The organism is Dyadobacter sp. HNCC25DJ186, from assembly GCF_056895235.1.
The window spans coordinates 266,464-292,362 of the sequence record NZ_JBXHAS010000003.1 but is presented as its reverse complement, the minus strand read 5'-3'; the positions used below and the strand labels follow the sequence as shown (position 1 = coordinate 292,362).

Sequence of the window (25,899 nt, the reverse complement as noted above, 5' to 3'; positions counted from 1 at the left end):
TCGCATTACAAATGCAACAGCAAATGCGCCAATCCAAAATAAACGCCATAACCGATCAGGTCATTTGCTGTGGTAATGAAAGGGCCTGATGCAACCGCCGGATTAATCCCGATTCTATCCAGAACAATGGGTGTTACTGTCCCGGTAAAAGAAGCGAGGAAGACGACCGATAACAAAGCGGAAGATACTACTAATGCCAGTTGTAATTCGTTTCCGATCAATAAGTTAAATCCAAATACAATTCCACTGATGATAAGTCCGTTGATCGAAGCCACGGCGAACATACGGATAAGCCGGCTCCAAACACTGATGTTTAAACCGGTCTTGTCGGCGATACTTTGTAAAATAATAGAAGAGGTCTGAATTCCCACATTTCCGCCCGTCGATCCGATGATGGGAATAAAAGCTGCCATAGCAGGTATGATTTTCAGGTCGCCTTCGAAAAAACTAATAAATTTCGCAGCCAGAATTCCACCCATCATACCAACTAAAAGCCATGGAAGCCGCGCTCGGGTTTGTTGTAAAATGGTATCATCTTCCTCAACATCTCCGGTGATACCGGCCATGGCCAGCGTATCAGAATTGGCCTGCTCAGTAATTACATCGATCACGTCATCAATTGTAATCCTCCCTAAAAGTTTTCCCTGGACATTCACAACGGGTAAAGCGTCAAGGTCATAACGCTGCATCAGCTCTGCAACTTCCTCGGCCGGGCGATAGGTTTCAACGAAAATTACATCCTTATCATAAAGCCGCTCAACCTTTGTATCCTTACTGGCCAGCACAATTTTTTTCAAAGAAAGTACGCCAAGCAATATTCCGTTGTCGTCGGTTACGTAGACTGCATATACCTTTTCAACGTCTTCCGCCTGTTTTCTAAGTTCTTCAATACATTGATTTACGTTCCAGTTCACATTGGCTTTCACCAATTCTTTCTGCATCAAACCACCTGCCACATCCTCGTCATAATGCAGCAAATCAAGAATGAACCGGGCTTGTTCTCTGTCTTCAAGTAAGGCAATCACTTCTTCTCTGACACGGATAGGCTGTTCATTCAGCAAATCCACCGCATCATCAGAATCGAAAAGATTGACATATTTTGATATTTCCTCTGACGTGAAGGCTTTCAAAAACTCCCGTCTTTCATTTTGGTCCAGCGCCGCCAGGATCTCTGCCCCCAAAGCAGTATCAAGCTGATTGATAAGGTACCGTGCATCAGAAGTTTCCAATTCATACAATAAGCCAGTGATATCCGCAGGATAAAGTTCAGCCATACGCGTCCGAATGACTTCCGAATTCTCTGCAAGGATTAGTTCCTGTACTTGTTCAACGTATTCTTTGGTTAACTCAAAATTCATAAATTTATGCTGGCAAAAGGGGTATTAAAATGAGAAACGTGCTGACGGATATTTACGACGGCAATGGTCAAAACGATTTAAGCATTATTCAAATTGGCAGCCTTGATCACGCTTTCCGCCAGATTAGTTAATTCTACGAATTCTGCGACGCCGAGCTGTTCGGCTCGTTTCGTTAAAAGAGGGTTTTCCGGCATTTCACAAACCGGTTTCAAAGCATTTCTCAAAGTTTTTCTCCGTTGATTGAAAGCAGTTTTAACAACTCTGAAAAATAATTTTTGGTCACAAGCAAGCGATTTGGTATCATTTCTACTCAAACGAATCACGCCTGACTGGACTTTTGGAGGTGGATCGAAAGCTCCCGGCGGAACCGTTACCAGATAAGTGATGTCATAAAACGCCTGTAAAAGCACACTTAAAATTCCATAATCTTTGTTCCCCGGAGGTGAGGCAATGCGTTGTGCGACTTCCTTTTGCAGCATACAAACAACCTCGGGAACGCGGTCGGGCATTTCAAGTACTTTAAAAAATATCTGCGAAGATATGTTGTATGGAAAATTACCAATAATCGCAAAAGGCTCCGGGAAAACTTCAGAAGTATTGTATTTTAGAAAATCTCCCTCAATAATCCGCGGCGTCAGTTCCTCATAATGCTTTTTTAAATAAACGACCGACTCGGTGTCTATTTCAATAACATAAGTGCTGAACGTGGATTTTTGCAATAAGAATTGCGTGAGTACGCCCATACCGGGCCCTATTTCCAATACTTTTTCATATCCGCCATGACCAGTCAGACCGTCAACGATCTTGTTGGCGATATTCATGTCTTTAAGGAAATGTTGTCCCAAATGTTTTTTGGCACGAACTTTCGAATCGTTCTGATTTTTATAATTTATTTTCACGGATCAAAATTACGTCTTAATTCGTAGATTTATCGAATAAAGAATAGGAAGTAATCTTAAAAATACGGTTTCCGTCAAACTATGGAAATGATATCGTCGCTGACTGACTGGCAGTCAATACACGCCACACTACAACATCTGAACTTAATTGGGGTAACTTTCACGCCTGATTTTATCATTCGTGCGATTAGTCCCTATGCGATAAAAAAAACCGGGTGGCTCGAATCTGATCTGATCGGAGAAAGTATCTTCGACAGGCTGGTTCCAAAGGATGAGGAGGATGAAGTGAGTCAGATGCTGCTTGAAGGCATTGAGGGGAAACGAAAACTTGAACAGCGGGAAGTGCCTTTTTTAGCACAAAAGGGTACTTTAAGGACATTTTCCATAAATTCTGTTTTGATCCAAAATGACGACGACAAGGTTTTATACATCACGCTGGTTGGTGATGATATAACCCGAAAGCGTCGTATGGAATCTTCCATAACCAAGTCAAATGCGCAGCTTCAGGATCTGGTAGATAACACCAGCGATTTGATTCAACTGGTGGCGCTGGATGGGAAATTTATATTTGTAAACAAGGCCTGGCGCGAGGTACTTGGCTACCGGCTGGATGAAACTGCTTCCATGCGCATGCAAGATATTCTTCATCCTCAGCACATGGAGGAAGCTATCGCACAGCTTGATTTGATCCGCGAGGGCAAGGCAAATCCAAATTTCGAAACCGTTTTTCTAAGTAAGGAAGGCAAAAAGGTTTTTGTAGCAGGAAGTGTTGTTTGCAGATTTGATAACGGAAAACCAACAGCATTTCGTTGTATATTAAATGATTACACTGAAAAAATCCGGGCTGAAAAAGCACAGAGTTTATATTACAGTATCGCAAACTGGACAGTCAATACCCAAAACCTGGAAGATTTTTACCATAAAATCCATGAGGAATTAGGAAAAATTATCGACGTTAAAAACTTCTTTATCGCGCTTTACGATCAGAGTAAAAGTTATCTTTATTTTCCCTACTACGTCGATGAATATTTTAAAGGAAATGTACGGTTTACAAGGCGTCGTTTGGGAAATGGTGTAACCGAATATGCGATAGCTTCAAACAAGCCACTTTTTTTATACGACTCTGATATAGAAAGACTGGCGAAGACCAATAGTCTCCACCTTTATGGGGTAACTCCGAAATTATTGCTTTGTGTGCCGTTGCGGATTGGCGACCGAGTAACGGGAATTATTGGTGTCAAGTCCTATGACGACCAGAATATGTTTGATGCGCGCGATCTGGAATTACTGGAATTTATTTCTGGTCAGGTTGCATTGGCTATTGCCAGAAAACAAAGTGAGGAAGAATTAAGTAAATATGCCGCTCGTTTGAATGCCATTTTTGACAGCAGTTCGCATTTGATCTGGTCTGTAAATAAGAGCCTGCAGTTAACGTCTTTCAATCTAAATTATGCTGATCTGATTGAAAATCAGGTAGGTATCCGGCCGACTTTACAGGTCGGTGCGGAGAAATTTGGCTGGCGTATGGTTGGGCAAAAAAATAGAAAAACGCTGGATACAAAATACCGCCAGGCACTCCGTGGTGAGCCTCAGTATTTTGAATTTAAAATTGATAAAAAAGACGGCGGCGAAATGTGGCTGGAATTTTATCTGAATCCAATTCAATATTCTAATGGCGTAATCGAAGAAGTTTCGGGTATTGCGAGAGATATCACGCGTCGGAAAGAAGCAGAACTTTCGCTTCGTCATAGTGAAGAATTATTCCGTGGGATATTTGAGAACCTTCAGGATATTTACTGCCGGATCGATCGTCAGGGACGGATTTCTATGATCAGCCAGTCTGTTTTCAAGCGAATGGGTTATACGCCGGATGAAGTGATCGGACATGAAATTACTGAATTTTTTAAAGACAGAAAGAAAATCCATTCGGCACTGATCCGTCTTCGGAAGACTAAAAGTCTCAGAAATTTCGAGATCAGCCTGAACCGTAAAGATGGAACAGAAAGGCAGTTCATGGTCAATATGCTGATGTTTACCAATGATAAAGGAAAAGCGATTGAAGTTGCTGTTCTGGCCCGTGATATTACGGAATTGAAACGGAATGAGCAGGAATTGTTAAAGGCCAAAGAACACGCAGAGCATTCGCTGAAAGTTAAAGAAGGTTTCCTTGCAAATATGAGTCACGAGATCAGAACGCCGATGAATGGTGTGATTGGTATGATCGATTTGTTGGGTGAGACACAACTGAATACCGAACAGCGTGATTACGTTTTCACGATTAAACGGTCGTCTGAAACCTTGCTGGATATCCTTAACGATATTCTGGATCTTTCAAAGATTGAGGCAGGCAAGATGGTGCTGCATGAATCGCCACTGGCACTGGATGAATTACTTGTGAAGCTGGTTTCTCTTTTTGGACAAACGGCGAAAAATAAAGGTAACGAATTGACTTACCACGTTGCGCCTGACCTCCCGCAATTCATCATTGCAGATCAGACGAGATTACTGCAAATTTTATCAAATCTTACGTCCAATGCTTTGAAATTCACTGAGAAGGGCGCGGTCAAAATTTTCTTATCGCTTGTCAAAAAAGATGGGAAGACATATAAAATAAAAGTCGAAGTACAGGATTCCGGTATTGGTATCAGTGCCATTGACAAGCAGATTTTGTTTACATCCTTTACTCAGCTTGACAATTCGTCCCGTAAATCTTTTGGAGGGACCGGGCTCGGACTGGCCATTTCTAAACAACTTTGTGAGTTAATGAATGGTGAAATTGGTGTTGAATCTATCATAGGCGAGGGGAGCACATTCTGGTTTACATTTGAAACGAAAAGTACCTCAATTGCGCAGGTAAGTTCTAGCAGTCAGATGCAAGAGGTGCCAATCGAAAATGTGTTCTCGGAATTCCATCCGGTGATTTTGCTCGTTGATGATAATGCGGTCAACAGAAAAGTTGCGAATGAAATCCTTAAAAAATCAGGTTGTCAGGTGGATCTGGCAGACAGCGGATTCGTTGCGATTGATAAGGTTGAAGACAAACTTAAATCCAAGGGTGAGTACTACGATATTATTTTCATGGATATCCAGATGCCCGATATGGATGGCGTCGAAACCACGCAGGAATTGAAAAAGCGTTTTCCTGAACTGACCTCCCCGATCGTCGCGATGACGGCTTATTCAATGAAGGAAGACCGGGATCGTTTTTTAAGCCAGGGAATGGACGATTATATCGCCAAACCAATTCGTGCACAACATTTGATCTGGAAAGTAAAAGAGCTGATCGGTAATGTGGAAGGACGTAAGCTGGAATTGAAACAAAAGGAAATTGCCCAGGAAATTTCACTACCAATTTTAGATAAGGAAATAATTGACCAGCTTAAAGCAATCGGCGGCGCAGATCTTGTCTTGTCCGTTTTTGAAGATTTCGTAATGGAGTCTAACGAACTCGTGGAAGGAGCAGTGACGGCATTCGCAGACGGTGATATTGCGACAGTGAAAAGCAATCTGCATACGTTAAAAGGAAGCGCGGGAACGGTCGGCGTTTCTCAGGTAGCTGAGATTGCAAAGGATGCAGAGTGGAGATTAAAATCGGACGATACCAGTACGTTGTCCGAAGCGCTTCCACAGCTACAACGCGCATACCGCAAGTTTCTCGATCATTATGAAGAATTATTAAACGATTGGATGAAATAATTTAATAGGGTAAGTCATTTAAATGATCGGTAAAAACGGGTGTTCTGTCGATTTTGGCCAGTTTTAATTCAAAGCACTTAAACCTTATTCAAGAAAGGGCCTCTAACCCTGCATAAACCTTGAAGAGGAAACCATGAAACGAATTACACCACTCCTTTTGCTGATCATTTCCATGGCATTGCCAGGTTACGTTCAAGCACAGACAGCACAAATTATCGGAACTGTAATTGACAGTACGAGTAAATCGCCGGTCGTAGGTGCCTATGTTGCAGTGACCAAAACGGCTCCGGATGCAAAGCCTGAATACGTAACAACCGACGTAAACGGAAAATTTGCCATAACAGTTAATCAGGAATCTTACCTCGTGAAGGTCTCTTATTTGAGTTATAATGACTCAGAGAGAACGATCCGTGTCGTTGGAAGTATTCAGGATGCCGGGACATTTTTGCTGACTGAGGCTGTGTCAACTTTGAAGGAAGTCAAAGTGGTCGGTGCTGTGACTCCGATGGAACAAAAAGGAGATACCACCCAGTTTAACGCCGCAGCTTTCAAAACTAATCCCGATGCTACGACGGAAGATCTTATTCAAAAAATGCCTGGCATTACGGTAACGAATGGAACTGTAACGGCGCATGGAGAAACTGTTAACCGGGTTTTGGTAGATGGAAAACCGTTTTTCGGAGACGATGCAGCACTTACCCTAAAATCACTTCCTGCGGAAATTGTTGATAAAATAGAAGTTTTTGATAAACTAAGTGATCAGGCTCAGTTCACGGGATTTGATGATGGAAGCGGACAAAAAACGATTAACATTGTTACCAAATCTAATAGAAAAGTTGGGCAGTTTGGGAAAGTATTTGCTGGGTATGGTCTGGATAACCGTTATCAGGCAGGAGGTAATGTCAGTTTTTTTAATAAAAATCAACGTATTTCAGTTATTGGTCTTACAAACAATATTAACCAGCAAAATTTTTCGAGCCAGGATTTGTTAGGCGTGTCCGGGAATAGTGGCGGTGGTGGAAACAGAGGCGGTGGCGGAGCAGCAGGAAATTTTTTAGTAGGTCAGCAAAGCGGGTTGACGGGAACAAATTCATTCGGACTTAACTATGCCAATAAGTTTGGTGAAAAAGTGGACGTGACCGGGAGTTATTTCTTTAACAGAACCAGTAATAATAATTTTCAGACCACCAATGAAGATTACTATGGCAGACAGTTATATAAAGAAACTAATAATTCGGGTAGTACCAATATCAATCACCGTCTGAATTTCAGAGTTGAATACGCAATTGACAAAAAGAACATGTTGATTTTTACGCCGCGGTTGAGCTTTCAAAATAATCAGTCTGGTACTTTGAAAAACGGATTGACAAACCTGGGAGATGGTACACCATTAAACAGTACGGATATTGACAGATCAAGCAAAAATGACGGTTACAATTTTACAAATGACCTATTGTTCCGTCATTCCTTTGATAAGAAAGGACGTACACTTTCCTTTAACTTTAATACACAGATCAACGATAAAAACGGGACTGGTAATTTATATTCGAAAAACCAGTATTTCACCAATCTGGAAATGCCGGGAGATACGATTGATCAGCGCAGTTACACATCTTCCAACGCTGTAGTTTTAGGAGGGAATTTTGTTTATACCGAACCTATCAGCAGTACCGGACAATTGCAATTCAATTATGGACTGACGGTAAGTAACAGCAATTCGGACAAAGAAACGTATAATAATACGCTTTTGGATGCGAATGCATACACACAGCTGGATACATTACTTTCAAACAGTTTTGATAACCGGTATACGACCAATCGCGCTGGGCTTAGTTACCGTTATCGCAAAAATAACTGGTCTGCCAATCTAGGGATGGATTTTCAGAACACGGGTTTATATAGTGAACAATTGGCACCGGTAATGGGGAAAGTTGATCAGAGTTTTACAAACTTTTTACCGAATGCGATGATTACTTATCGCTCAAAAGAGGGAACGCAATTTCGTACTTTCTTCCGCAGTTCTACAAATCAACCGTCTATTTCTCAGTTGCAAAATGTGGTTGACAACAGTAATCCGTTATCGTTGACAGCCGGTAACCCCAATTTGAAACAGGAGTATCGAAGTAATTTAAACATGCGTTACTCAATCGCTGGTGCAAACAGACCGTTTAGTTTGAATGCAATGATTTTTCTAACCCAAACCAATAACGCGATTGTAAATTCCACATTTATAGCACCGGAATTGACAACCTTACCAAATGGAATTGTTTTGGAGCAAGGAGCAAAATTGACAGCGCCGATCAACGTGGACGGCAGCTGGAACGCAAGAGCATTGCTTACTTATGGCAAACCGGTTTCTAAAATTAAAATGAACGTAAATTTAACTTCTGGTTTTAACTACGTTCGCTCACCGGGGATGATCAACAATATTGCTAACTATTCAAATACCTACGCCTATAGTCAGGGGCTGGTGTTGAGCAGCAACGTGAGCGAAAACCTGGATTTTACCGCTTCATACTCAGGAAACTATAATGTGGTTAGAAATTCGATTCAACCGAATTTAAACAACAATTATTACACAAGCTCGATCAGTGCCCGGGTTAACTGGATTTTTGGAAAAGGCTTCGTAGTTTCATCTGATGTCAACAATCAATCTTATCGTGGATTGGGTGCAGGATTTAATCAGAACTTTACACTTTGGAATGCCAGTGTTGGTAAGAAATTCCTGAAAAATAATGCAGGTGAGTTGAAACTTACCGTATTTGATCTTCTGAAACAGAATAACAGCATTGCACGTAATGTCACTGAGACCTTCGTGCAAGACGTTACAAGCCAGGTATTGACGCAATACGCGATGCTTACTTTCACTTATACGCTAAGAAATTTCGGTAAAATGCCAACACCTAATAACTCAGAAAGACGTCGTGAAGGTTTTGACGGAATGGGTGGTGGAAGAACAGGCGGTGGCAGACCGGGAAGTTTTTAATCTACGCCGGCTCACACTTATTTGCAAACCCTGTGCTTATTATTTTGCGTTTTCAACACGTATGACAAAACAACAGAATTGCAATTATATATTACCGAATACAAACAAAAAACACCGACATCAAATCGGTGTTTTTTGTTTGTAAAAAATTATCGAACTCAACGTCTGGTAGGAAATGGAATTACCAATTCTTCGCCGCGACTAGCCACATCCTTGGATTTTCCGTTGGCTTTCATGATAGCTTCCTTACTCACATCATATTTGCCGGAAACAACTTTTAAAATATCACCCGGCCCCACAGTATGAACCGCTTTTACACGGATTTTAAGCTTATCACCCGCTTTTAGTTCCGAAATCGAAGGATTTAAAGACTTTAACGTTTCGGTTGTAAGATTATATTTGCTGGCCAGCGAAGAAAATGTTTCACCGCTTTTCACAGTACGCGTAATTTCTCTTCCGCCAATTTTAGCAGCAACTACTTTTGGATCTTCCAGTTTTTTCGGTTCCTCCTTTTTGGTTTCTTCTTTCTTTTTTTCTTCTTTTTTCTCCGGCGTTTTTGGCTTTTCTTCAACCGCAACTACCGCATCTTCCTCCTCCTCATCGTCCGTCATTTCACTGGTCACCGGTTTTTCTTCCGAAGTATCAGCTGCTGCTGACGTAAGTTCTTCTGAATTGGTAGCGTCGTCAGATATATATTCATACCCAACGTAAAGCATTGCCAAAACTAGAAGTACTAACACGAACAAAGTAATAACTGGCAGGTTGGATTTTTCTGTTGGGCGTATATTTCTCTTTTTCGGGTTTTCGTCTTCCATAGCTTAATAATGATTCGATTGAACGGGTGACTTGTTATTACACGAAAATAGCAAACGGCTATTACTTTACAACTTCATTTTTTAATTCCTTATTCATCATAGCAACTTTGTCTTTCAAACTTTCTTTAAAGATATCCAGCCTGTTGGCCACTTCAGGATCACTCGCTCCGATAATTTGTGCAGCCAGAATCCCGGCGTTTCTCGCTCCATTCAATGCCACCGTTGCAACCGGCACTCCCGATGGCATTTGCAAAATAGATAAAACGGAATCCCAGCCATCAATAGAATTACTTGATAAAACAGGAACACCGATAACAGGTAAAGAAGTGAGCGACGCAACCATACCAGGCAAATGTGCAGCCCCGCCTGCGCCGGCGATGATCACTTTTAAGCCTCTTTTCCTGCCTGTGGCTGCATATTCCAGCATACGTTCAGGCGTCCGGTGCGCAGAAACGATCTCCATCTCAAACGTAATTCCAAGCTCGTCTAGTGCATCTGCTGCTTCCTGCATAACCTTCCGGTCAGACAGGCTTCCCATAATAATTCCTACCATTTATTTTTATTTATTGATACGGTTTAAAACCGAAATGTCTATTTCTGCGGAGCTCCGCTGATAACTCTTATATTTTTCTTAACAAATTCTACTTTATCTTTCAAAGCAGTAATATTACTGTCCATAATGGTGATATGGCCCATTTTTCGGAAAGGTTTTGTGATCGCCTTCCAATACAAAAACGGGAATACCTGCTCGGTCGCCAGCAATTTTTCCATTCCCTCATAAACCGCCGGGCCTTCAAAACCATCTTCGCCAAGTAAATTAACCATTGCGGATGGCGCATAGGTTTCAGTACTTCCCAAAGGCAAATCCAGGATCGCACGCCAATGTTGTTCATATTGAGATGTTGCATTGGCCCTTATGGTGTGATGCCCGCTGTTGTGCGGTCGCGGCGCGACTTCATTTATAAGTACTTCGCCGTCGGCTGTCAGGAACAATTCCACAGCCAGCAAGCCTACAATCTCGAAAGATTCAGCGGTCTTTTTGGCAATTTCCTGAGCTTTCTGATTTATTTCCGGACTAATTTCCGCCGGTGCAAAAAGGTACTCAACCAGATTAAGTTCGGGGTGAAAAACCATTTCGACAGTTGGGAAACATTTGATCTCTCCTGATGGATTTCTGGCAACAATGACAGCGAGTTCCTTATCAAAAGGTACCGCTTTTTCCAGCAATCCTGGCTGGTCAAACGCCTTTTCAATATCGGCTTCGGAAGATACCCGCTGCACCCCGCGACCGTCGTAACCATCGCGTCCGAGTTTGTGAAAAGCGGGGAGGAAATCAATGAAATTCCGCACGTCTTCACGGTTTTCAGTAAGGATGAAATCAGCGGTAGGAAGCCCTTTTTCGAGATAAAACTGCTTTTGAATTCTTTTATCCTGAATCTTCCGGATCACGGACGGTTGCGGATAAATTCGTTTTCCTTCCTTTTCAAGCGCCTCTAACGCTTCAACATTTACCTTTTCAATTTCTATCGTAATGACATCCAGATTTTTACCAAATTGATAAACGGTGTCATAATCCTGTAAGGAACCTTGTGTAAATTTCGGGGCAATTTTGCGGCAGGGCGCTTCTGCGTCGGGGTCTAAAATATGAATGTCAAGGTTCCAGTCTATGGCTGCTTGTAAGAGCATCAGTCCTAATTGACCACCGCCAAGAATACCTATTCGGGATGAAAGCATTTAGTAGTTCGATTGTATTTCTGCAAAATTGGTTGAAAAAGCGCGAACTTAAAACACTTTCTGTCAATTATCGCAATTAGATAAGTGTCTTACCGCATAACGGCTTATTTCATAAAACGGATCAGTCCAATTTCAACTAACAAAAAGAACAAAGCGGCATAAAGGAAATATTTCCAAAGACTTGTTCCGAGATTTTGCTGCTGAAACTCCTGAGCAAAGGCATCATCATCTATTTTATCAAAAATCTGAACATTTTTTTGTCCGGAAAAGATATTCCGCAGTTCCGTAGGGGAATAATAATCCAGTTTTGATTCTGCATGATTATGATTGAGAGCCAATAGTTGTTCAGTTTTATTGTCTTTGATCAGTTCAAAATATCCCGCATCCAGTTCGCTTCCGGTTTGGTCGCCCTGTGGAATTTCTAGTAATAACTGATTGCCGATCAATTTCTGTACAGGAATGATTTCTGCCTTATTGCGGCGAAGTTTGTATACGCTGTTTTGACTTTCAGCAGGAACCGTTAGTACAATTGGATTTTCATCAAACGTGAATGCCGTACGTTGGGCTCTTACACTCAGCGCAGCCATTTTATACATAATCGGAACAAATATTGCGTGTTGCGCCATGGATCCAAATTCAGGAATTAATGGTGAAGCAAACAGATATATTTTCCCATTGCCGCTCGAAATCTGACTTAGATAAGGCTGTCCGCTTCGAAGTGTCAGAAGCGGCTGTCCGGCACTTGTCCAGCTCCAGGCCGGCGATGCCGATGGCAGATTCAGATTTAATTCCTGCCGGATCGATTCTTCAAATACATCACTAAAAAACGGGTTATTCCGGTCGGGAGATGCAATCGAAATCAATTCACGGTTTGCAGGCTTTTCTGCATTCAGCCCATTGACACCAAAGTTTTGCAGCAATTTATTATAACTTCCCGCATTCGGAATGGATGGTGGTATGACGGTCAGACTACCGCCTTTTCTTACAAATTCCTGAATTTCTGTGGCCAGCGTTCCCGAAGGCTGTTCAACACCTTCAAGCAAAACCATATCTGAGTTTTTAATTAAACCAGGATCGACATTCTGAGAAGCAAAACTCTGAAGAGCAAACAGGCTGTCGTTGGCATACACATTGCTGATATAATTTCCTTCAAATTTTTGACCATAAATATGCAGGATCCGGATAAGCGGAGACGCATTTAGCACAAAATAATAATCGTTGTCGAAAGTAACAGGAAAGTCGTCAAAAGTGATTTTTCCTTGTTTGAATCCTTTCCCTTTCAGATTAAAATTAAATTTTGCGAAGGCGTTGCCATTGGCCGGCACGTTGACGGATGCCGTGGAGGATTGCGTATTGTCCAGACTCAGTTTCAAAATGACTTTTTTTGCCTCGCCACTTCCCGAGTTGCTTACTTTGACAAAAAGAATATTGTTCTGCAATTCTCTGATAAAAGGATTGCTCAGCCATACGGAATCAACGAAAATATTCTTCTCAGCAACCGCCTGAACTGGGACCAGGAAAAGCTGGTTAACAGAATCAGTTTTGAGTTTTGTCAAATCGCCGGAAGTACTCTTCTGGAAGTCGGAAAACCAGAAAAACTGGTTTTTCCCGCCATTCTGGTGTCTGGATAATAAATTTTCCTGACGCTTATAAATTTGTTCAAGTGTACGTGGCGTATGTGAAAGTCCGATGGTTGTGAACCGGTCACGGATTTTTTCAGCCGGGTAAAGCCCTTGTTCTGCGGCGGAGAAGTCGTTTGTTATTAATTGAAGAGACGTAGCATTTTTGAAAAGTCCTAACAATTCGTTGAGCCGTGTGGTGGCAATATCCAGATAACGTTTGTTATTCGACTCGTTTTGCATACTGAAAGAATTGTCCAGATAAAGACTTGTTATACCCTTTCTGTCTACCGACGCATTATTTTTTCCAGGTAAAAAAGGTTGGGCGAAGGCAAAAACCAAACAGGTGATTGCCAGAATACGCGCCGCCATGATCAGCCAGTGTTTTATTTTTCTGATAGACCTGGTCTGCGTTTCTACTGCTTTAAGAAAAGCTACATTTGTAAAAAAAACACGTTTTGTTTTCCTGAAATTAAAGATATGAATAGCTATCGGAACCGATATGGCCAGTAAACCCCACAAGAATGACGGAAACAGAAAACTCATTTAGGTTCGGAAGTTAATTTTATGCTGCCGGTCTTCGGCTGTCGCCCGGCTACAAGGAATTTATATCTTAAAGAACGCAAATTTTTCAAATATCGGTGATAAACTTTTGCTTTTTATTCATTTTCCGAAATATCTAAAAGCTGAATCTTCAAAGTCGTTTACGATTTGCACTATTTATTTCAACCGCTTTCTGATAAGTCAACTGCTTTTTTCTAACTTTGCAGTTCATTCAATGGTCGCTGAAAACGGATTGGGTTCAGCAAACTTTTGTAAATAAAGAAATTGATTAATTTTTAACAGAATTATGGCCAAAGTATCGGTGAACAAACACCAGCCTGTTTATCAAATGCCTACGAATCCGGCAGCGGTTCGTACGAAAAGGTATGCGTTGCCAACCAAAAAATACATCATGCTGGCGATGAAGAATTTCTTCAAAGCACAAATCAAATGGATTTTGCTGCCGGTAGCATTGCTTCTTATTAATGCAGTGGTGAACATCACAGGGGTATATTCAAATATCTGGATATATGTTGTGATTGTAGTTGCGGTGATTCTTTATATTTTGTTTTGGGTAATTCAGTTTACCGGGATTACGCAGCTTGCACAATACAAACCGATGTTTGAAAAATTCTCATACGAAATCGACCAGCGTCAGATTTTGATGAAAATGAATGCGAAAGAAGGAAGTATCATGAAATGGGAGCAGATCCAGGATGTATACAAAGACGAAGAAGCTTACGTAATGGTAATTTCGAGAGGACAATTTGTTCACTTGCCATTTTCCATTTTTACCTCCGAACACGATATCAAGGTATTTGAAAGAATATTAAGACAAAAAGAATTTCTAAAAGAGAAATAAGGGTTTTTGTTGAGAAATTTAAAAGTGAAAATTGGGTTTTGACCCGATTTTCGCTTTTTTTATTATAATCTAATTGTACAGAAATTTTTCTGTCACCCCCTTTGGGTTTCAATCCGGCAGTGGAAATTTTTCGTGTTTCTATAATACTTTCATCCCTTCGGGATTATGCTTCGGAAATATTTTTGTCCCCTTGTTGTTTTATTTTTGGCGGTTGAAACATTCTCTATTTCTATTATACTTTCATCCCTTCGGGATTATGCTTCGGAAATATTTTTGTCCCCTTATTGTTTTATTTTTGGCAGTTGAAACATTCTCTATTTCTATAATACTTTCACCCCTTCGGGACTACGCTTTGAAAAATTTTCTGTCACTCCTCGGGGTTTAATTTGGGAGTTGAAACATCTTCTATTTCTATAATACTTTCATCCCTTCGGGATTACGCTTCGTAAATGTTTTTTGTCACCCCTTTGGGGTTTACTCCGTTAGTTGAACATTTTCTATATCTATAATACTTTCATCCCTTCGGAAACAGGCTTCGGGAAAGGTTTTGTGCCCCTGTTGTTGTTTATTCCGGCAGTTGAAACATTCTCTATTTCTATAATACTTTCACCTCTTCTGTATTATTCTTCAGGAGATTAATATTGTCACAATTCTCAAAGCCTTACATCAAGTAATTGATTAACCCCGGAATCCAATCCCGAAGGGATGATAGTATTATAGTAAAAAACCTGATAACCTGGGTTTAAAACCCTGAAAGGGTGACAGAACCCTTGTCTCGAAATTATTTAAGCTAAATTTTGTGTTAACATTTGATAGATTAAATTATATAACGGATTCAGAAATATTCTAATTATTAACAATTTAAATATTTCTGAATCAGTTTTTTTTTCTGTCACCCCTTTGGGATTCAATCTGGCAGTTCAAACATTTTCGGAGCTACAATACTTTCATCACTTCTGTATTACGCTTCGGGAAATTAATATTCTTACAATTCTCAAAGCCTTAAATCAAGTGATTGATTAACCCCGGAATCCAATCCCGAAGGGATGAAAGTATTATAGTACAAAACCTGATAACCTGGGTTTAAAACCCTGAAAGGGTGACAGAACCCTCGCCTCGAAATTATTTAAGCTAAATTTTGTGTTAACATTTGATAGATTAAATTATATAACGGATTCAGAAATATTCTAATTATTAACAATTTAAATATTTCTGAATCAGCGTTTTACTCTATGGTATTTCGTATAAACAAATATTTACTTGCGGATACTTGCAAACAATGAGGAAACGCAGGTGTTGGGTTTTTTACCTGATATGAACCAAAGCTTCTCCGAAATCGTAAAACCAGTACGAAAAAAGCCTATTTTTACGGCTTCTTGTTTCAATAGACCTTTAATTTATGTCAAATAACCTCTTCGATTTTGGAATGATTGGGTTGGGAGTAATGGGTAGAAACCTGTTGCTTAACGTCGCCGATCATGGTTTTTCTGTTATTGGCTTTGATAAAGACGAAGCTAAAACGGCCGCTCTTGAGGCTGCCGCAACAGAAGGGACTACGGTGAAAGGAGTTCCGGATCTTGCACAGATGGTGCAGCAATTACAGCGTCCACGGAAATTGATGATGCTTGTACCAGCCGGCAAACCGGTTGACGATGTGATCGAGTCACTTCTGCCTTTGGTTGAAAAAGGAGACGTGATTATTGATGGTGGAAATTCTCATTATACTGATACTTTACGCCGCGTTAAATACCTTCGGGATAAAGAAATTCACTTCATGGGTGTTGGCGTTTCTGGTGGCGAGCAAGGCGCACGTACAGGCCCAAGTATTATGCCCGGTGGAGATTTGGAAGCTTATGCGCATGTTAAACCTTTGCTGGAAGCTATTGCAGCAAAAGTCAACGGCGAACCTTGCGTTGCCTACCTAGGAAAAGAAGGAGCAGGCCATTATGTAAAAATGGTGCATAATGGTATCGAATATGCGATCATGCAGTTGATCAGCGAATCGTATACTTTGCTGAAACACGCCGGCCTTAACAACGACCAGCTTCACGAAACGTTCAAATCCTGGAATGAAGGCGTGTTGCAATCTTTCCTTGTTGAAATCACTGCCGATATTTTTCTTCAGGATGACGATAAAACCTCTGCGCGCCTGCTGGATGTGATTTCTGACAAAGCCGGTTCAAAAGGAACCGGAAAATGGACTTCCCAGGATTCAATGGAATTGCCTGTTGCGGTTTCTGTCATTGACAGTGCGGTTGCGATGCGTACAGTTTCGGGATATAAAGAAGAAAGAATCCAGGCAGCGGCATTATATAATGAAGCTGGCGCGCCCATCAACGTTTCGACTGATGAATGGATCAAGCAGGTTCATGATGCCTTATATTTTGGAACCATATTGAGTTATGCCCAGGGGCTTGCCATGCTTTTCCAGGCGTCGAAGGAACTGGCCATGGATATTCCTTTGCCGGATGCTGTAAGTGTGTGGCGCGGCGGATGTATCATCCGTTCGACCTTATTGGCAACCTTCACACAGGCTTATAAAAACACATCGGGTTTGTCAAACATTCTGCTTGATTCGGGTGTTGCCGAAATCATAAAATCGGTTGAAAGCAATACGCGGGCAGTGGCTGCGCAAGCTGCTTTGAGCGGAATTCCTGCTGCTGCTTTGATGTCGTCACTGGCTTATTTCGATGCCTACCGCAGCGAACGTATGGCGACAAATCTTATTCAGGCGCAGCGTGATTATTTTGGTGCTCACACGTACCAGCGTATAGATATTCCGGGAATTTTCCATACCGAGTGGAATCATTAATAGCGTGTAACTTTTATGAAAACAAATAAAAGACCGCCAGCTTCCATACTTTTTATTTTTGGAGGTAGCGGCGACTTAAATTACAGAAAATTAACGCCGGCACTTTACAATCTTTTTTTGGATGAATGGATGCCGGATAAATTTGCAATCGCCGGAATAGGCAGAAGCTCATATAGCAACCAGGAATATCATGGCCATTTATTGGATGGGATAACCAAATTCTCCCGTCGCAAAGGTGAACAGAACGGACATTGGAAAGATTTTGCACAGCATGTTTCTTATCTTCAAATGGATGGAGACGATGCGTCAGCCTATCATAAAATTACCGATCTGGTTAAAGAAAAAGAAGCTGAATGGGGGCAACACCCGAACGTGATTTTTTACCTGGCCGTGGCTCCGCAGCTTGTTCCTTCGATTGCAACGAAACTGGGTGCGCTGAATCTTTGCAGTGATGTGCATTGTACCAGAATTGTTGTTGAAAAACCTTTCGGTCACGATTTGAAAAGCGCGCATGAATTAAATGCGCTGCTTTCAAGTATGTTCAAAGAGGAGCAAATATTCCGTATCGATCATTACTTGGGTAAGGAAACGGTTCAGAATATTCTTGCTTTGCGCTTTGCTAACGCACTGTTTGAACCAATCTGGAACCGCAATTATATTGACCATATCCAGATCACTGCTGCTGAAAGTGTTGGTTTGGAAGGCCGCGGAGGATATTTTGAGCATTCGGGTGCTTTGCGTGATATGGTTCAAAACCATATTTTGCAGATACTTTGTATGGTTGCGATGGAAGCACCTGTTTCTTTTGATGCCAACGAAATCAGAAATAAAAAGGTAGATGTATTAAATGCCATTCGCCGTATTACGCCTGATAAAGTAAGTGAGCATGCCGTTCGGGGACAATATTCAAAAGGCTGGAAAAAGGGCGAGGAAGTGGTTGGATATCGAGAGGAAAAAGGAGTAAATCCTGAATCTGCGATTGATACTTTTGCTGCCGCAAAATTTTATATTGACAACTGGCGCTGGCAGGGTGTTCCTATTTACGTACGTACGGGAAAATATTTGAACCAGAAGGCAACGCATATTACGTTGCAATTCAAATCTGCTCCCCATAATGCTTTTCCGGACGAATCAACTGATACCTGGCATTCCAATAAGCTGACGATCAGCATTCAACCGGAAATGGATATCAGCATCCGTTTTCAGGTGAAACGTCCCGGACAAACGATGACTCTGGATCCTGTGGATATGACTTTCAGTTACGACACCGAAGCAGACCATGCACCGGAAGCTTACGAAACTTTGCTGTTGGATGCAATGGAAGGTGATCCAACGTTGTTTATGCGCGGTGATCAGGTTGAGGCTGCGTGGAAGGTGATCATGCCAATTTTAGAACATTGGGAAAGTCACAAACCAGCTGATTTCCCGAATTATACACCTGACTCGTGGGGGCCGGAAGCAGCAGACAAACTTATTGCACAGGAAGGGCATACCTGGATTAATGTACCATCAGCATAAAACGAAAATTATGTCTCGACTTCATATTGCAGAAGACGCTGAAAAGGTTAGCGCAGAATTGGCAGCCTGGCTTAGTTATTATATTCCTGAAGTTCTCAAAAAGAAAGACAGGTTCACTTTTGTCCTTTCCGGAGGAAATACGCCGAAGCAGTTGTATAAATTACTGGCTGCATCGCCGTTCGCCGAAAGTATTCCCTGGGGACAAGTTCATTTTTTCTGGGGTGACGAAAGAGCGGTTCCGTTTGAAGATTCTCGTAACAATGCAAAAATGGCTTACGACGAATTACTGGATAAAGTTGATGTTAAAGCTGAGAATATTCATGTCATGCGTACGGACATAAGTGCCGGGGAATCAGCTGCTGAATATGAAAAGATATTGAAACAATATTTCGAAGGCGAGGAAACTACCTTTGATTTTGTCTTGCTGGGTATGGGTGATGATGGGCACACTTTGTCTTTATTTCCGGGAACGCCGGTGATTCATGAAAAAGATGCCTGGGTAACTTCCTTCTTTTTACATTCGCAGGATATGTACCGCATTACTTTGACTGCGCCCGTGGTTAATCAGGCTGCATGTGTTGCTTTTTTAGCAGTTGGTACTGGTAAAGCGGAAGTTTTAAAACATGTTCTTGAAGGACAATTCGCGCCGGATACTTATCCTTCGCAGGTAATCAAACCTTTGAAAGGTGAGCTTCACTGGTTTATTGATGAAGCGGCTGCAAGTGGATTAACTGCATAAAATTTTTAGTAAAATATATTATAAGGGGTAGTATCGATTCGATATTGCCCCTTTTTTACTTTTAAAAAGAACCTTTGAATTGATACGTGCTCATCAAATTACCATTACATTTACGCCAACATCAGTCAGCCAGAAAAAACTTGAAAACGATATTAATCATTGACGACGAAGCAAAACTTCGTTCGCTTTTAGCAAGAATTTTGAAATCAGAAGGCTTTGAGGTGCTCGAAGCGGGAGACTGTAAATCGGGATTAAAAAGTGTTGAACAAAATGACATCGATGTCGTTTTGTGTGATGTGAAATTGCCCGACGGAAGTGGTGTTGACATGGTTTCTAAAATAAAACTAAAAAAACCATTACTTGAAGTTATCCTGCTCACAGCATACGGAAATATAACAGACGGTGTGCAGGCGATGAAAAATGGCGCTTTTGATTATATCGTCAAGGGAGATGATAATGACAAAATCATTCCGTTACTTCACCGTGCTATCGAAAAAGTACAACTACAAAAGCGGGTTAAAGATCTGGAAAAACGTGTCGATGATAAGTTTTCTTTTCTGGCCATCATTGGTAAATCAAGATCAATTCAGCACGCTGTCGACCTTGCGCAAAAGGTAGCCCCAAATGATACGAACGTGCTTTTAACGGGAGAAACAGGAACTGGTAAGGAGGTTTTTGCGCAAGGGATTCATCAGGCAAGCCTGCGTGCCGGCAAAAATTTCGTCGCCTTGAATTGTAGTGCTTTTGGTAAAGATATCCTTGAAAGTGAATTGTTTGGTTATAAGCAGGGAGCGTTTACCGGGGCAAACAAGGATAAAAAAGGGTTGATCGAAGAGGCGAATAACGGAACGCTTTTCCTGGATGAAATAGGGGAGATGCCTCTTGAATTACAAGCGAAATTATTACGTGTGCTGGAAACCAATGAATTTATCAAACTGGGTGATACCAAACCGACCAAATCCAATTTTCGCCTTATAGCAGCTACGAATAGGGATTTGAAGGTTGAAAGTGAAGAAAAGCGTTTTCGCTCCGATCTTTATTTTCGTTTAAATGTATTCCAAATTCAGCTCCCGCCTCTAAGAGAAAGAGTTAAGGATATTGAGCCGCTTTTGCAATTTTTTGTGGCGCAGTTTTCTGCAAAAATGAATAAAAAAACGCTGACGTATTCCGACGAATTTCTCAAAAAGCTGGAAACGTATAAATGGGTAGGGAATATCCGTGAGCTGAAAAATGTCATCGAACGCGCCGTGATATTAAGTGATGGTCAGCTGGAAATTGATAGTTTGCCTTTTGATATTCAGCAGTCTGAACCAGCTGCAAAAAATGGCCAGCTTTCTGCTTTTTCAATGGAAAGTATCGAAAAATTACATATTCAGAAAGTGCTTAATTATGCCAGAGGAAATAAAGCTGAAACAGCAAGATTACTGGAAATCGGTATAGCAACACTTTACAGAAAATTGGAAGAGTACAATATTCATTAGATATCAGGAAATATTTTCAATCTAAAAAGAGGAGCGGACGCGGATCAATTAATCTGCGTCCGTCCGCATTTCATGGCTAATGGATTTTGTTATTTTTTCATCAATTTGTAAAACATATTTCCAGGCATTGTGACACGTGCCGCACTATCGATATCCATGTTTAACGAGCTGAAAATATCTTTCTCAACATTGAGCTCACTTTTATCCTGAATTTTGATATTCGTCTGACCCAGTTTATTATTATCAGCGATTTTAAGTATAGCCTACTTTTTGTAAACTGCGGTAACCTGTTCGATATCAGTACTATCCAGAAGTGTATAACCTCCATTGGCCTGTAACTTCAATTGAGTTGTTTTCAACCCTTTAATTTTATAAGATACATCTGTTGAAATAACTTCCGCGAGATTAGTAACATCTATATGGACTGTCGGGCCAAAATATGGCACTTTCGTTTCGGTAAAATTATTTCGCTTCGGATAGATCAAACTCACTTCGAGGGTATCACCATGCATTGTTGACTTGGCTTGTTTTGTGAATGTCGGGTGAATTTTCACATCGTTGGTTTTTCCTGATTGAATTTCTACGAATCCATTTAAATTGCCTTTCAAAACGATTACGCGAATCGGTGTTACTGTTTGCGAAACGTAACCGGGAAGGATATCATCTGCCTTGATTTTTTTATATTTTGCCTGTATTTCCAAATTACTTCCAAGCATTGCGATCAGTGTAATGCATGCTATGACGATAAGAAGTTTATTGCTTGTTTTCATGTCATTTTAATTAAAGTGTTGCAGGATAAGCCGTTTCAATAAATGTTTTATATCGCTGTTGCAATTCTTCAATGCTGATATCGAGCAAATAAAGTGTCCTGAAAAACTCCGGAAGTTCGCTTTCCATAAATCTTTCTTTTCGGTATTCCCTGATTCTGTTTGTTGCTTCTGCATCGGTAAAATATCCCACACCACGTTTATTGAAAATGATGTTTTTACCCTGCAGATATTCATAGGTGCGCATAACGGTATTTGGATTTACTTCCAGGGTTCCGGCCAGATCTCTCACCGAAGGAATTCTATCTCCGGGCGGCCATTTGCCAAGCAGCAGCTGTTCACAGATATAGTCTGCTATCTGCAAATAGATTGATTGTTTATCTTTAAATTCCATAATTCACCGGGTTAAATTTCCTTTTCTTTTAGTCTTACGAATGCGATATACCAGAGCGCAAGGACGAAGAACACCAGAAATATTTTTATTAATAGAAAAGTGGATTCGCTGTATCCAATTTGAAACATGGCGTTTTGTCCCACGATGTTCCACTGTCCAAATGGTATTGCGCTGATAGCGGGATCGGCGTCAGTGAGATTTCTTACAAATGTTCTGTTGATTAAGGAATAGATAATAACAAAGGAAATAAGCACTGAGGCAGTTTTTATGTATGCTGCTTTTTTGAAGTAAATCGAACCTAAAAAACATACGCCCTGTATCATATAATAGATGTAAACAAGCAGCACGAGAAAAGTTGGATGAAATTTTCTATTAATTATGTCCGCGTTTTCTACTGCCAGAATGTCTACAAACCAGATATGCATACCCAGAAAGAGTGCGATAAGTACTGTTGCGAACGCAAGGTTTCCGGTAAGTGCTGCCAATAATTTTTCCGTTTGTGAGGCCGGAATTAATATTGCGTTGATCCCTTTTGTTGAAGATGCATATTTGTCAAATACAAGACTGGCCGATAAGCTGGTACAAAATGTTATGAGGAAATAAGCTAGCGTGTGGAAAAAAACCGGATCAAAACCTAATTTTGTATAGTCAATTGTCGGAGTCATCATAATCAGCATGAGACCAAAAATAACTGCAAGCGAAAGCAAGCTTCTTTTTCCATTTTCCGCAAAATCCAGTTTAAGGAGAAGCAAGTAGCGGTGAAAACTAAAAACCTGATTCATATAAAAAAGTTTTAAGGTTTGACATTGGAGATGGTTTGGGAATAGATTTCAGGATCAGAAAACCCAAAATCAAAAGCAGTTGAATCAGTAGTTTCATGGTTTTTGAAAGATTTTCCTGATGCGTGCAGGATTGTTGATCACGGCATTGAACAAGCGTTCGAGGTCAACGCGGCTGTCTTCCTGCTCCAGGTTTTCCATTACAACGGTATATCCTTTCAGGGAAGGCTCTGAATACAAAATCCTGTTGTCATCTTCGGCAGTAACCAACGTTGTAAACCGTAATTTTTCACTGATCTCGTCAAGACTATGATGCACGAGGATTTTGCTGTCGTCCAGAATAATGATTGAATCAATAAGATTGTCCAGGTCCCGAACCTGGTGTGTGGATATCAGAATGACACGATGAGGATCCAGGGCGGAAGAAACGACTTTCCTGAACTGACTTTTCGAAGGAATATCAAGCCCGTTCGTTGGCTCATCCATGATCAGATGTTTGGTGTTGGTGGCCAAGCCAAAGCTGATTAAAACCTTTTTTTTCTGTCCATAAGAGAGGTCCGTGATTTTGTTTCCCTGCGGTATGTCAAACTCTCCCAGATAATTACGGAATTGCGCTTCATCAAACTTTGGATAAAAAGGCGCAAGTGTCTCGATGTACTTTTCAACTGTTACCGAGGGAAGATAGATTTCTTCGGGAATGAGAAAAAAATCCTGTAAAAACGAAGGTTGTCGTTTTTTGGGCTCCCAACCATCAATCTCGATTTTGCCGGCAGTCGGATACAAAAGCCCTGCTATGTTTCGTAGCAAACTGGATTTGCCAGCCCCATTTTTGCCAAGCAACCCGTATATATTTCCCGGATGGAGCTTGACCGACAAATTTTCAAACAGCAGCTTTTTAGAACTGTATCCAAATGACACCGAGTCTACGTGAATCATATAGTACTTGTTTAGTGTTCTAGTGTAATAGTACACTTCAAATATATGCGATTGATTTTTGAATATCTAGTATTTTTGAACAAATATTAAAAAAAAGAAGGCCTCTAAGCAGAGGCCCCCTTTAAGGATAACTTGTTGCATTTTAATTTTAATCTATTACATCCGGGATGATATCGGGTTATTTGATTTCAGTAAAATAGGTCAGTGAGGTATGCTTAAGATTTTGATCAGGTATCTGGCCAAAATCTGATTTATGTACCAAAGAAGCTACACGTCAATTAAAACGCTGTTAAACTATCCTTAAAATGAGGTTAAAACGAATATTGTAAAAGGGTGGGGGAATTATGGAAGAATTAATTTTCTGAGTTACTATGAATATCAAACCCGATATTAACGCGGAACAATTATATTTCTGAATCTATTTATCTAAATTTGCGTTAACTCTATAATATCAGTAGATTATGCTTTTTAATTTAAACCTTTAATATTATGTCACTTCGATTAGGAGATATTGCCCCGGACTTTGAGGCAAATACAACACAAGGACCTATCAAATTTCACGAATGGTTAGGCGATAGCTGGGGATTGCTTTTTTCTCATCCCGCAGACTTTACTCCGGTTTGCACAACAGAGCTTGGGAAAACCGCTCTTTTACAAGGTGAGTTTCAAAAACGTAATGTCAAAGTGCTGGCTGTCAGTGTTGATGATATTGATTCACACAACCGCTGGATTCCGGATATTAATGAAGTGAATGATACAGAAGTGAACTTCCCGATCATCGCAGATGAAGGGCGTAAAGTTGCTGAACTGTACGATATGATACATCCAAATGCAAGCGAAAAGGCAACTGTTCGGTCGGTATTTATCGTCGGTCCTGATAAAAAAATAAAATTGACACTTACATATCCGGCATCGACAGGACGTAATTTTACTGAAATCCTTCGTGTTGTGGACTCACTTCAATTGACGGCCAACTATTCAGTAGCAACACCGGCTGACTGGAAAGATGGCGAAGATGTTATAGTGGTTCCGGCTGTAAGTACGGAAGATGCAGAGAAGAAATTTACAAAAGGTTTGCGTATTGTAAAACCTTATTTGCGTTACACTCCGCAGCCTAATAAATAATATTGATAGCGTATTTATACGCTAAAATCCCGGATTCGATAGCTGCCTGTCAGCTATCGAATCCGGGATTTTTTAGTTTTCTACCTCTGATTTTATTATTACTTCCGGTTCGATCACCGGATCTCCATAATAGATCATATTTCTTGCAGCCTGATAATAATACCAGATCGATAATCCCATCGGGATGTGGCTTATATCATTGTAGTTAAACCAGGGGCCAAAACTAAATTTTAAGGCATGGAACCCGGCAGCAACGGCGCCAAGGAAAGAAGCTATGAAAATATATTTACTTCCGGGATCTTTTTTCTTTTTATAGACATAAATTTCGATGGAGCATAACATCAGAAACAATCCATATACGGCATGAATTTCTACGATTACGAAGTTTAAGGTAATGAATGTCAAAACAAAAAATGTCGTCAACTCAAAGTAGTTCAAATAGCCGAGCCAGGATCCAAATTTAGGTCTCAATAGCGGTTTGATATGCCAGATTGCCGCTCTCTCAAACAAAGCAACCGCGATCATACTGGCAAACCAACCGGGGATTTTTCCACGCTGTCCGGTTACGTATAAAAAACCATGTCCAAGAACTCCACCAATCACGGTGGCAATCCCCATAAACAGAAAGAAATATTGAATCTGGCGGTACATTACGTGTACGCGTCCGAGTCTTCCTAAATGAACAAAAGCATAAAAACATACGATCGCCATCAAAAGGCTTGATATCACGGTCGACGGCTCCAAAATGGTAATGCCAAATAATGTTATCTGATGTACTTTGTCGAAGTCTATCGCAATCTCATTCATTAGGTCAAGTTTCTGTTGGTAATAAAGTC

The 25,899-nt window shown here is 40.8% G+C and carries 19 protein-coding genes; 8 read left to right on the top strand and 11 right to left on the bottom strand.

From position 1 onward, the window contains the following. Nucleotides 1-5: 5 nt before the first annotated feature. Together mgtE and rsmA are read right to left on the bottom strand one after the other, a co-directional pair. On the bottom strand, nt 6-1,358 hold the full coding sequence (gene mgtE / locus AC1XUO_RS11015; protein WP_483329831.1) for a magnesium transporter: 1,353 nt from the start codon (nt 1,356-1,358) through the stop codon (nt 6-8). A 77-nt stretch (nt 1,359-1,435) separates the two neighbouring features. Then, nucleotides 1,436-2,251 carry a 16S rRNA (adenine(1518)-N(6)/adenine(1519)-N(6))-dimethyltransferase RsmA gene (rsmA, locus tag AC1XUO_RS11010; RefSeq protein WP_483330395.1) on the bottom strand — a complete coding sequence of 272 codons (816 nt, stop codon included), beginning with the start codon at nt 2,249-2,251 and terminating at the stop codon, nt 1,436-1,438. An 87-nt stretch (nt 2,252-2,338) separates the two neighbouring features. On the opposite strand from rsmA, the gene AC1XUO_RS11005 reads away from it, so the two are divergent. Both AC1XUO_RS11005 and AC1XUO_RS11000 read left to right on the top strand, forming a co-directional pair. Continuing rightward, complete coding sequence (locus AC1XUO_RS11005) at nt 2,339-5,953, top strand: PAS domain S-box protein (RefSeq protein ID WP_483329830.1); 3,615 nt, start codon at nt 2,339-2,341, stop codon at nt 5,951-5,953. A 133-nt stretch (nt 5,954-6,086) separates the two neighbouring features. After that, on the top strand, nt 6,087-8,939 hold the full coding sequence (locus AC1XUO_RS11000) for a TonB-dependent receptor domain-containing protein (RefSeq protein WP_483329829.1): 2,853 nt from the start codon (nt 6,087-6,089) through the stop codon (nt 8,937-8,939). A gap of 158 nt (nt 8,940-9,097) precedes the next feature. Here the strand turns inward: AC1XUO_RS11000 and AC1XUO_RS10995 are convergent, their stop codons facing one another. The 4 genes from AC1XUO_RS10995 to AC1XUO_RS10980 all read right to left on the bottom strand — a co-directional run bounded on the left by AC1XUO_RS10995 (nt 9,098) and on the right by AC1XUO_RS10980 (nt 13,653). Further along, nucleotides 9,098-9,754, bottom strand: a complete 657-nt coding sequence (locus AC1XUO_RS10995) for a LysM peptidoglycan-binding domain-containing protein (protein WP_483329828.1) — start codon at nt 9,752-9,754, stop codon at nt 9,098-9,100. 61 nt (nt 9,755-9,815) lie between these two features. Beyond that, nucleotides 9,816-10,307 carry a 5-(carboxyamino)imidazole ribonucleotide mutase gene (purE, locus tag AC1XUO_RS10990; RefSeq protein ID WP_483329827.1) on the bottom strand — a complete coding sequence of 164 codons (492 nt, stop codon included), beginning with the start codon at nt 10,305-10,307 and terminating at the stop codon, nt 9,816-9,818. A gap of 38 nt (nt 10,308-10,345) precedes the next feature. Continuing rightward, on the bottom strand, nt 10,346-11,488 hold the full coding sequence (locus AC1XUO_RS10985) for a 5-(carboxyamino)imidazole ribonucleotide synthase (RefSeq protein WP_483329826.1): 1,143 nt from the start codon (nt 11,486-11,488) through the stop codon (nt 10,346-10,348). Between the two features lie 104 nt (nt 11,489-11,592). After that, nucleotides 11,593-13,653, bottom strand: coding sequence for a BatA domain-containing protein (locus AC1XUO_RS10980; RefSeq protein ID WP_483329825.1), 2,061 nt, complete (start codon nt 13,651-13,653; stop codon nt 11,593-11,595). A gap of 304 nt (nt 13,654-13,957) precedes the next feature. On the opposite strand from AC1XUO_RS10980, the gene AC1XUO_RS10975 reads away from it, so the two are divergent. The 5 genes from AC1XUO_RS10975 to AC1XUO_RS10955 all read left to right on the top strand — a co-directional run bounded on the left by AC1XUO_RS10975 (nt 13,958) and on the right by AC1XUO_RS10955 (nt 21,062). Next, a complete protein-coding gene (locus tag AC1XUO_RS10975) occupies nt 13,958-14,512 on the top strand; it encodes a YcxB family protein (protein ID WP_483329824.1) in 555 nt (184 codons plus the stop codon). 1,399 nt (nt 14,513-15,911) lie between these two features. Then, nucleotides 15,912-17,324, top strand: a complete 1,413-nt coding sequence (gene gndA / locus AC1XUO_RS10970; RefSeq protein WP_483329823.1) for an NADP-dependent phosphogluconate dehydrogenase — start codon at nt 15,912-15,914, stop codon at nt 17,322-17,324. A gap of 15 nt (nt 17,325-17,339) precedes the next feature. Further along, nucleotides 17,340-18,842, top strand: a complete 1,503-nt coding sequence (gene zwf, locus AC1XUO_RS10965) for a glucose-6-phosphate dehydrogenase (RefSeq protein WP_483329822.1) — start codon at nt 17,340-17,342, stop codon at nt 18,840-18,842. A 10-nt stretch (nt 18,843-18,852) separates the two neighbouring features. Then, complete coding sequence (gene pgl, locus AC1XUO_RS10960) at nt 18,853-19,581, top strand: 6-phosphogluconolactonase (RefSeq protein WP_483329821.1); 729 nt, start codon at nt 18,853-18,855, stop codon at nt 19,579-19,581. A gap of 140 nt (nt 19,582-19,721) precedes the next feature. After that, nucleotides 19,722-21,062 (top strand): sigma-54-dependent transcriptional regulator, encoded by a 1,341-nt coding sequence (locus AC1XUO_RS10955; RefSeq protein ID WP_483329820.1) that lies wholly within the window; start codon nt 19,722-19,724, stop codon nt 21,060-21,062. Nucleotides 21,063-21,325: 263 nt separating this feature from the next. Here the strand turns inward: AC1XUO_RS10955 and AC1XUO_RS10950 are convergent, their stop codons facing one another. From AC1XUO_RS10950 to AC1XUO_RS10935, 4 genes are all read right to left on the bottom strand, one after another. Beyond that, nucleotides 21,326-21,832 carry a hypothetical protein gene (locus AC1XUO_RS10950; RefSeq protein ID WP_483329819.1) on the bottom strand — a complete coding sequence of 169 codons (507 nt, stop codon included), beginning with the start codon at nt 21,830-21,832 and terminating at the stop codon, nt 21,326-21,328. Between the two features lie 10 nt (nt 21,833-21,842). After that, nucleotides 21,843-22,223: a GntR family transcriptional regulator gene (locus AC1XUO_RS10945; RefSeq protein WP_483329818.1), complete on the bottom strand. Its 381-nt coding sequence runs from the start codon at nt 22,221-22,223 to the stop codon at nt 21,843-21,845. Between the two features lie 11 nt (nt 22,224-22,234). Continuing rightward, on the bottom strand, nt 22,235-23,005 hold the full coding sequence (locus tag AC1XUO_RS10940) for a hypothetical protein (RefSeq protein ID WP_483329817.1): 771 nt from the start codon (nt 23,003-23,005) through the stop codon (nt 22,235-22,237). A gap of 93 nt (nt 23,006-23,098) precedes the next feature. Then, complete coding sequence (locus tag AC1XUO_RS10935; RefSeq protein WP_483329816.1) at nt 23,099-23,938, bottom strand: ABC transporter ATP-binding protein; 840 nt, start codon at nt 23,936-23,938, stop codon at nt 23,099-23,101. A 489-nt stretch (nt 23,939-24,427) separates the two neighbouring features. Here AC1XUO_RS10935 and AC1XUO_RS10930 point away from each other — a divergent pair, with 489 nt between their 5' ends. Further along, entirely contained in the window at nt 24,428-25,063 is a 636-nt protein-coding gene (locus AC1XUO_RS10930; RefSeq protein WP_483329815.1) for a peroxiredoxin, read from the top strand. 72 nt (nt 25,064-25,135) lie between these two features. Here AC1XUO_RS10930 and AC1XUO_RS10925 read toward each other — a convergent pair whose 3' ends face one another. Beyond that, nucleotides 25,136-25,870, bottom strand: a complete 735-nt coding sequence (locus tag AC1XUO_RS10925) for a DUF6962 family protein (RefSeq protein ID WP_483329814.1) — start codon at nt 25,868-25,870, stop codon at nt 25,136-25,138. Nucleotides 25,871-25,899 lie beyond the last annotated feature (29 nt).